General features: G+C 71.3%; 6 protein-coding genes and 1 pseudogene. 6 read left to right on the forward strand and 1 reads right to left on the reverse strand.

Annotated features, from left to right (window positions below):
• The first annotated feature begins 1 nt into the window (after position 1).
• From kdpB to AC1DCG_RS10145, 5 genes are all read left to right on the forward strand, one after another.
• Entirely contained in the window at positions 2-2,074 is a 2,073-nt protein-coding gene (kdpB, locus tag AC1DCG_RS10125) for a potassium-transporting ATPase subunit KdpB (protein ID WP_477030181.1), read from the forward strand.
• 130 nt (positions 2,075-2,204) lie between these two features.
• Complete coding sequence (locus AC1DCG_RS10130) at positions 2,205-2,990, forward strand: transporter (protein WP_477030180.1); 786 nt, start codon at positions 2,205-2,207, stop codon at positions 2,988-2,990.
• Between the two features lie 18 nt (positions 2,991-3,008).
• Complete coding sequence (gene kdpC / locus AC1DCG_RS10135; protein WP_477030179.1) at positions 3,009-3,587, forward strand: potassium-transporting ATPase subunit KdpC; 579 nt, start codon at positions 3,009-3,011, stop codon at positions 3,585-3,587.
• Between the two features lie 3 nt (positions 3,588-3,590).
• A complete protein-coding gene (locus AC1DCG_RS10140) occupies positions 3,591-6,311 on the forward strand; it encodes a DUF4118 domain-containing protein (RefSeq protein ID WP_477041472.1) in 2,721 nt (906 codons plus the stop codon).
• A gap of 7 nt (positions 6,312-6,318) precedes the next feature.
• Positions 6,319-7,011, forward strand: a complete 693-nt coding sequence (locus AC1DCG_RS10145; protein ID WP_165257625.1) for a response regulator — start codon at positions 6,319-6,321, stop codon at positions 7,009-7,011.
• On the opposite strand, the gene AC1DCG_RS10150 is transcribed toward AC1DCG_RS10145, so the two are convergent.
• Positions 6,998-8,785 (reverse strand): ATP-binding protein, encoded by a 1,788-nt coding sequence (locus tag AC1DCG_RS10150; protein ID WP_477030177.1) that lies wholly within the window; start codon positions 8,783-8,785, stop codon positions 6,998-7,000. The two genes, AC1DCG_RS10145 and AC1DCG_RS10150, sit on opposite strands and share 14 nt — an antisense overlap.
• Before the next feature lie 463 nt (positions 8,786-9,248).
• Here AC1DCG_RS10150 and AC1DCG_RS10155 point away from each other — a divergent pair.
• A pseudogene (locus tag AC1DCG_RS10155) lies at positions 9,249-9,438 on the forward strand (UDP-glucose 6-dehydrogenase); the annotation flags it as partial.

A 9,438-nucleotide genomic window follows, 5' to 3' on the forward strand; every position in this document is an offset into this window, starting at 1 on the left:
CATGACCACCTACGACATCGAGGCGGGCGAGGGCGGACGGCGTAAAGTCGCCAGCCTCGCCGGCGGCCTCTCGACCCCGATCCTGGCCCGCGCGGCCAAGGACGCCTTCCTCAAGCTCGACCCGCGCAAGCTGACCGGCAATCCGGTGATCTTCGCGACCTGGATCGTGGCGCTGCTGTCGACGGTCTCGGCCGTCGCCGCCATCGCCGCCCAGCAGTCGGCCGGCTTCGCGGTGCAGGTCTCGCTGTGGCTCTGGGCCACCGTGCTCTTCGCCAACCTGGCCGAGAGCGTGGCCGAGGGCCGCGGCAAGGCCGCCGCCGACAGCCTGCGCGCCGCCCGCGTCACCACCAAGGCCAAGCTGATCATCGACGAGCAGGCCGGCACGATCATCCCGACCCCGGCCCACAAGCTGGTTCCCGGCGAACTGGTGCTGGTCGAGGCCGGCGACGTGGTCCCCACCGACGGCGAGATCGTCGAGGGCATGGCCAGCGTCAACGAGGCCGCCATCACCGGCGAAAGCGCGCCGGTGATCCGCGAGAGCGGCGGCGACCGCTCGGCGGTGACCGGCGGCACCACCGTCGTCTCCGACTGGATCAAGGTGCGGGTCACCGCCGCGCCGGGCTCGACCTTCCTCGACCGCATGATCGCCATGGTCGAGGGCGCCGACCGCCGCAAGACGCCCAACGAGATCGCGCTGGCCGTGCTGCTGGCGGGACTGACCCTGATCTTCCTGATCGCCGTGGTCACCCTGCTGGGCCTGGGCAAGTTCTCGGGCGTCGCCCTGGATCCGCTGGTGCTGGGCGCGCTGTTCATCACCCTGATCCCGACGACCATCGGCGGGCTTCTCTCGGCCGTCGGCATCGCCGGCATGGACCGCCTGCTGAAGGTCAACGTGCTGGCCACCTCGGGCCGCGCGGTGGAAGCCGCCGGCGACGTCGACACCCTGCTGCTCGACAAGACCGGCACSATCACCTTCGGCAACCGCATGGCCACCGAAGTGATCGCCGCCCCCGGCGTGCGTCCCGACGCGGCCCTGCGCGCCGCCGTCATGGCCTCGCTGGCCGACGAGACGCCCGAAGGCCGCTCGATCGTCGAGCTGGGCCGCCAGCAGGGCCTGGCTCTGGAGGCGCCGGCCGGCGCGACCGCCATCCCGTTCAGCGCGACCACGCGCCAGTCGGGTCTGGATGTCGACGGCCGCTCGTGGCGCAAGGGCGCGGTGGACGCGGTCTATCGCAGCCTGGCCATCGATCCCAAGCGCATCCCCGGCGAGGTGATGGCCGCCGTCGACCGCATCGCCCGCTCGGGCGGCACGCCCCTGGCGGTCAGCGAGGACGGCGTCCTGGTCGGCGTCATCCACCTGAAGGACGTCGTCAAACCGGGCGTGAAGGCACGCTTCGCCGACCTTCGCCGCATGGGTCTGCGCACGGTGATGATCACCGGCGACAACCCGGTGACCGCCGCGGCCATCGCCTCGGAAGCCGGCGTCGACGACTTCCTCGCCGAAGCCACCCCCGAGGACAAGCTGCGCCTGATCCGCGCCGAACAGGCCAAGGGCCGCTTGGTGGCCATGTGCGGCGACGGCGCCAACGACGCGCCCGCACTCGCTCAGGCCGATGTCGGCGTGGCCATGCAGACCGGCGCCCAGGCCGCTCGCGAGGCCGGCAACATGGTCGACCTCGACAGCGACCCGACCAAGGTCATCGAGATCGTCGAGGTCGGCAAGCAGATGCTGATCACCCGCGGCGCGCTGACGACCTTCTCGATCGCCAACGACGTGGCCAAGTACTTCGCCATCATCCCGGCGATGTTCGTGGTCGCCCTGCCGGCTCTAGGCGGGTTGAACATCATGAAGCTGGCGAGCCCGCAAAGCGCGATCCTGTCGGCGGTGATCTTCAACGCCCTGGTGATCGTCGCCCTGATCCCGCTGGCCCTGAAGGGCGTGAAGTACCGCGCCATCGGCGCCGGCAAGCTCTTGTCGCGCAACCTGCTGATCTACGGCGTCGGCGGCCTGGTGGCTCCGTTCGTCGGCATCAAGCTCATCGACATGGCCGTCTCCGCCCTGGGGCTGGCCTGATGAAACCCCCGATCGCCCCGGGCTCGATCATCAGGGATCTGGTCTTCGGCCTCGTGGCGATCGGGATCGTCTGCCTGGCGGCCAATCTCGGCGGCCAGTGATTTCTCCTCCTCGAAAGACGACAATTCAAATGCGCAAGTTCGCGTTTCTCGTGATCACCGCCTCGACCCTCGCCGCCACCGCCGCCTGGGCGGACGAGGCCCCGATCTGCACCGATCGCCCGACCAAGGCCAATGGCGCCTGCTCGGTCCCCAAGGGCGCCTGGCAGGTCGAGGCCGACGGCGTGAACTGGACCCAGGTGAAGGCCGGAGGGATCAAGGCCGAGACGACCGCCGTGGCCGCCACGACCCTGAAGTACGGCCTGACCGACACCAGCGACCTGCAGGTGACCTGGACGCCCTACCTTCAGGCCCGCGTGAAGGGGCCGGGGCTCGACGACAAGACCGACGGCGTCGGCGACGTGTGGATCCGGTACAAGACCCGCGTCCATTCCGGCGACAAGGTCACCGTCGCCCTGCTGCCTTACGTGAAGATCCCGACGGCGGCCAAGGGCCTGGGCAACGACGAGGTGGAGGGCGGCGTGGCCGCGCCGATCAGCATCGCGCTTGATGGGGCCACCCTGACCTTCGGGCCGCAGGTCGATCTGCTGCTCGACGCCGACGGCGACGGCCGCCACGCGGCGGTGACCAATGTCGTCAACCTGGCCCGCCCGGTCACCGATCGCCTCTCCCTCGTCGGCGAGCTGTGGACCAGCACCAACTTCGACCCCGCCGACACGGTGACCCAGGTCTCGGCCGACGTCGCCGCCGCCTATCTCGTCGCGCCGACCCTGCAACTGGACGCCGGCGCCAATTTCGGATTGAACCGCGACACCCCCGACGCGCAACTGTACGTCGGCGTCTCGAAGCGGTTCTAGGAAAGGAGCTGGAAGGTCATGATCTCGCACCTTCGCCCGGCCCTCGTTTCGATGGGCCTCTTCACCATCCTGCTGGGCCTGGCCTATCCGCTGGCGATCACCGGCGTGGCCCAGGCCGCGTTCCCGGCGCAGGCGGGCGGCTCGCTCGTCCGCGACGCGCACGGCCAGGTCGTCGGCTCGGAACTGATCGGCCAGGTCTTCACCAAGCCGGGCTACCTGCACGGCCGTCCGTCGGCGGCGGGGAACGGCTATGACGCCTCGGCCTCGAGCGGTTCCAACATGGGTCCGCTGAACGACAAGCTGATCGAGCGCGAGAAGACCGACGCGGACGCGCTGAGGGCCGAGTTTCCCGGCGCGGTCATTCCGGCCGACGCGGTCACGACGTCCGGCTCGGGCCTGGATCCGGACATCTCGCCGGCCTATGCCCGTCTGCAGGCGTCCCGCATCGCCGCCGCCCGCAACGCGCCGCGCGGCGAGGTGCTGGGGATGATCGACGCGGCCATCAAGCCGCCGCTGCTGGGCTTCGTCGGCCAGCCGCGGGTCAACGTGCTGGACGTCAACCGGGCGCTCGACGCGCGCTTCCCGATGGTCGGCTAGTCGTTGGCGGGCGACCCCTCCGCATACCCCGAAAGGGGCCGCCCCGACCCCGAGGCGCTTCTGGCGGCCGCCAACAAGGCCCGCCGGGGGCGCCTCAAGGTGTTCCTGGGCATGGCGCCAGGCGTGGGCAAGACCTACGAGATGCTGCGCGCCGCCCGCCGTCGCAAGGCCGAGGGCCAGGACGTGCTGGTCGGCGTCGTCGAGACCCACGGCCGCCGCGAGACCGAGAGCCTGCTGCGCGGCCTCGACGTGCTGCCCCGCCGCCCCGTGGAGAACCGGGGCCGCAGCTATCTGGAGTTCGACCTCGACGCGGCGCTGGAGCGGCGGCCCAAGCTGCTGCTGGTCGACGAATACGCCCACTCCAACGCGCCCGGCTCGCGCCATCCCAAGCGCTGGCAGGACGTCGAGGAGATCCTGGCCGCGGGCATCGACGTCTGGACCACGCTGAACGTCCAGCACCTGGAGAGCCTGGTCGACGTCGTCCTGCGCATCACCGGCTCGCGCCAGCGCGAGACCGTGCCCGACAGCGCGCTGGCGCGGGCGGACGACATCGAGCTGATCGACATCACGCCCGACGAGCTGCGCGAGCGGATGGCGGCGGGCAAGGTCTACGTCCCCGAGACCGCGCGGCTGGCCTCGGAGAACTTCTTCAAGGTTGAGAACCTCACGGCGCTGCGCGAACTGGCCCTGCGCCGCGCGGCCCAGACCGTCGACGACCAGCTGGTCGCGGCGATGCGCGAGAAGGGCGTCGAGGGGCCGTGGGCGGCGGGCGAGCGGATCCTCGTCCTGGCCGGCGGCGACGGCATGGCGGCGGGCCTCGTGCGCGCCGGCCGCCGGCTGTCGGACATGACGATGGACGCGCCGTGGACCGTGGCCCATGTCGAGCGTCCCGACCGTCCGCCGCCGCCCGAGGCCGCCGCCGCCCGCACCCGCGAGGCGCTGAAGCTGGCCGAGCAGCTGGGCGGCTCCACCGTCGTGCTGACTGGGGCCGATGTGGTCGCCACGGTGATGGCCTGGGCCCGCCGCAACAACGTCACCCAGATCGTCATCGGCCGAATGGGGGGCAAATCGAAGGATTCCCGATGGCGCGAGCTGACCGGCCGCTCGCTGGCGACGGCTCTGCTGCGCGAGGCGCACGGCCAGGCGATCCACGTGGTCACCGGCGCCGGCGGCGAGGGGACGGCCGAGGCGCCCGCGCCCAGGCCGCGCCGCTTCGACTGGCCTGCCTACCTGACCGGCGGCGGCTTCGTGGCCGCCGCCAGCCTGGTCGCCTGGGCGCTGGACACCGCCTTCGACCGGGTGGAGCTGGGGATGATCTACCTGGCCGCCGTGCTGGCGGCGGGGGTGATGCACGGCCTGCGCCCGGCCCTGGCGGCGGCGACGGGGGCCTTCCTCGTCTACAACTACTTCTTCCTGGCCCCGCGCTACAGCCTGGCCATCGGCTCGCCGACCGACGTGCTGACCCTGATCGTGTTCTGGGCCGTGGCCCTGGCCACCGGCGGGCTGGCGGGGCGGGTGCGCGACCAGGCCTTGGGCTCGCAGCGGCGCGCGGCCAGCGTGACCAGCCTGCTGGCCGCCAGCCGCACCCTGTCGGCCGCGTCGGGCAAGGCGGCGGTGGCCAAGGCGCTGGCCGAGCAGGCGGCCGCCGCCTCGGGCGCGCGGGCGGTGGTGTTCCTGCCCGAGGACGGCGAGCTGGCGCCGGCGGCCGGGGCGCCGGATGTGGCCGATCTTGGAACCGCCCCCATGGCCGCCGCCCGCTGGGCCTGGGAGAAGGGCGAGCCCGCCGGGGCCGGCACCGGCACCCTGCCGCAGGCCGTCTGGACCTTCTGGCCGCTGGAGGGGCTGGGCGCCCGCGCCGGCGTCGCCGGGATCGAGGCCGGGGCCCTGGCGTCGGGATCGGACGAGGAGCGCCTGCTGCTGGCCCTGCTCGACCAGGGCGCGGTGGCCCTGCAGCGCGCCGAACTGGCGGCCGGGGCTGTCGAGGCCGAGGCCCTGCGCCGTTCCGACCGCTTCCGCAACGCCCTGCTGAACTCCATCAGCCACGACCTGCGCACGCCGCTGACCACGGTGCTGGGCGCGGCCACCACCCTGATCGACTACGGCGACAAGCTGTCGCCGCCAGGGCGCGCCGATCTCGCCCTCGGCATCAAGGAAGAGGCCGAGCGCCTCAACGGCTATGTCGCCAACCTGCTGGACATGACCCGCATCGAGGGCGGGGGGCTGAAGCTGCGCACCGACTGGATCGACGTGCGCGACGTGCTGGCGGCCGCCGCCGACCGGGTGGCCCGCCGCCTGGAGGGCCGGGTGCTGACGCGCGATTTCCCCGAGACGCTCAGTCTCGTCCAGGCCGACCCCAGCCTGCTGGAGCAGGTGGCGGTCAACATCCTGGAGAACGCCATCGCCTACAGCCCGCCCGGCGCGCGCATCGAGGTCGCCGCCTACGAGGACCGCGCCCACGTCGTCATCAGCATCGAGGACGAAGGCAGGGGCATCCCTCCGGCCGACCTCGTGCGGGTGTTCGAGAAGTTCCGCCGCCTGCAGGATCCCAGCGACCGCTCGCCGAACGCCAGCCAGGGCGTGGGGCTGGGGCTGGCGATCGCCAAGGGCTTCGTCGAGGCCATGGGCGGCCGCATCGCCGCCGCCAGCCCGATCCACGACGGTAAGGGCACGCGGATGCTGATCAGCCTGCCCAAGGGCGTCGCCACCCCGCACCATCTGCTATGAGCGGTTCATGAGCGCGCTTCGCCCCCGCATCCTGGTCATCGACGACGAGCCGCAGATTCACCGGTTCCTTGGCCCCGCGCTGGACGCGGCCGGCTATGACCCGCTGCGCGCCGACGGCGGCCAGGAGGGGCTGCGCGGCATCGCCCTGTGGTCGCCCGACGCGGTGGTGCTGGACCTTGGCCTGCCCGACATGGACGGCAAGGAGGTGCTGGAGAAGGCCCGCGCCTTCTACGACGGCCCGATCCTGATCCTGTCGGCCCGCGACCGCGAGATCGAGAAGATCGAGGCCCTGGACCGGGGCGCCAACGACTATGTCGAAAAGCCGTTCGGCGTGGGCGAGCTTCTGGCCCGGCTGCGTGTGGCCCTGCGCCAGAAGGCGGCCACCCAGGCGCCGGTCGGCCCGATCCGGGCCGGGGCGGTGGAGCTGGATCTCGAAAAGCGCCTGGTCACCCGCGACGGGGCGGTGGTGAAGGTCTCGCCGCGCGAGTACGAGGTGCTGGCGCGCCTGGCGCTGGGCCGCGGCAAGGTGCTGACCCACAAGGAACTGCTGACCTCGGTCTGGGGCCCCGCCCACATGCACGACACCCAGTACCTGCGGGTGTTCGTCGGTCAGCTGCGCCAGAAGCTCGAGGCCGATCCGGCTCATCCGAAGATCCTGCTGACCGAACCAGGGGTCGGTTACCGCTTCATCGGGGACTGACGCCGCGGGCCGCCTCGCGCACGCTGGCCAGCAGCGCGGGAATGTCGATCGGTTTGGCCACGTGGCCGTCCATGCCGGCCTCCAGGCAGGCGGCGATCTCGGAAGGCAGGGCGTTGGCGGTCAGAGCCAGGATCGGCACGCCACCGGCCGGCGGGGGCAGGGCGCGGATCGCCCGCGTGGCCGCCAGGCCGTCCATCCCCGGCATGCGCACGTCCATCAGCACCACGTCGAAGGCGCCGTCGCGCACAGCCGCCACCCCCGCCGCGCCGTCGGCCGCGCCGCTCACCAGGTGGCCGGCCGAGCCCAGCACCGCCTCGGCCAGGGCGCGGTTGATGTCGGTGTCGTCGACGACCAGGATCCGCAGGCGCGGGGCGCTGGTCGGCGCGGGCTCGACGGCCGTCTGKGGCTGGGCGGGCGTCGCGGGGATCTCGAACCGAAAGGTCGAGCCCTCGCCCTCGACGCTGTCGAAGCCGATCGTGCCGCCCATGGCCTCGACCAGGCGCTTGCTGATCGCCAGCCCAAGGCCGGCGCCGCCGTAGCGCGGGTGGATCGAGGCGTCGGCCTGGCCGAAGGCCTGGAACAATCGCTCGCGCGCTTCGGGGGCCACGCCCATGCCGGTGTCGGAGACCATGACGCGCAGGGCCGGCGCGTCCAGCGGGCCGGTCGCCTCCAGCGTCACCGAGACGCCGCCGGCGGCGGTGAACTTCACGGCGTTGTTGAGCAGGTTCAGCAGCACCTGGCGCAGGCGGTTGGCGTCGCCGGCGATCCGCCGGTCCGCGCGCGGTCCGATGCTGGTGGTGATCGCCAGGCTCTTGGCCAGGGCCTGCGGGCGGACCATGGCCACGCAGCTTTCCACCAGCCGGACCGGATCGACCTCGCCGGCCTGCAGTTCGAGTTTGCCGGCCTCGACCCGTGACAGGTCGAGAATGTCGTCGACGATGGTCAGCAGCGAGCGGGCGGCGTCGTGGACGAAGTCGCGATAGGCGGCCCGCCTTTCCGGCGCGAGGTCGTCGCGGGCCAGCAGTTCGGAAAAGCCGACCAGGCCGTTCAGCGGCGTACGCAGTTCGTGGCTCATGGCCGCCAGGAAGTCGGACTTGGCGCGGTTGGCGGCTTCGGCCTCGGCCTTGGCCTCGCGCAACTGCTCGGTCAGCAGGGCCAGCCGGTGATTGCGCCGCTCGACGCGCTCGAAGGCTGCGGTGCGTTCCTGAAGCAGCCGGCGCAGGGCGCTGAAGCTGGCGCGCTTGGCGATCGCCGCGCCCAGGGTCTGGCTCATGTGGCGCAGCAGTTCGACGTCCTCGAAGCCGAAGGCGCGGGTGCGCGTGGCCATGGCCTTGAGCACGCCGATGGCGTGGTCGCCGTCGAACAGCGGCGCGCACAGCATCGAGCGCAGCCCTACCTTGCGGCAGGCCTCGCGGTCGACGCGGGCGTCGTGTTCGCTGTCCTCGCAGGCCAGGATCTTGGCCTGCTCGACGCACAGGCCCGAAAGGCTGCCGGCGCGCGGGATGCGCAGGCCAAGATGCGCCTCCGATCCGGCGCTGACGGCGCGGTAGACCATGTCTTCGCCGTCGACCAGTTCGACCACCACGCCCCGGCCGCCCAGCAGGTGGTGCACGCGGTCGACGACGATCTGCATGAAGGCTTCGCCGTCCACCTCGGCGCCGGCCAGCATGGCCTGGATCTCGGCCAGTTCGCGCAGCCTCTCCAACCGCCGGTTCAGCCTCTGCAGGCGGGCGGCGCCGTCGGACGCATGAAGCGGCGTCGGCAGGGCATCCATCGCAAAACGTCCAGCTTCGCCATGCGAGACTGGGTCCGCCCAGGCCCCCGCGCAAGCATCCTCAGGATGCATCCAGGCCGCAGGAAGGGGCCGATCGACGCGGCCGTTAACCTTGCCGGCGGGCCCGCCGAATGCACGTTTGAATGCGACGGCCGGCGCTTGTCCGATGTGATCGCCTGATAGGCGACGCCGGTAAGTATATTTCTTGTTCGAACCCTGCTCTTTTCATCGTCAGGGTGATTAACGCCCTTTATGGCCAAGTTTGACAGCCGTTCCGACCCCGGACGGTCGGCTGCGTGTTTGTGACGCTCGATCATTGGGCGCCGCAAACTTTGGCCACATGAAAATTTCTTTTGAGTAGTCATCAGTTGGTGATTGCGCTTCGGCGCGGAATGTCGAATGACAAACACTCGGTGTTTTTGTGCCGCCGGCTGGGCGGGGCTCTTATTGAGCAGGGGATAACATGCGCGTAGCGATGATTGGCACGGGCTATGTGGGCCTGGTGTCGGGGGCGTGCTTTGCGGACTTCGGTCACGTGGTGACGTGCATCGACAAGGATCCGCGCAAGATCTCGCGCCTGCTGGCCGGCGAGATCCCGATCTACGAGCCGGGCCTGGACGACCTGGTGGCCCGCAACGTGCGCGAAGGCCGGC

It is taken from the genome of Caulobacter sp. 10L414, from assembly GCF_056395525.1.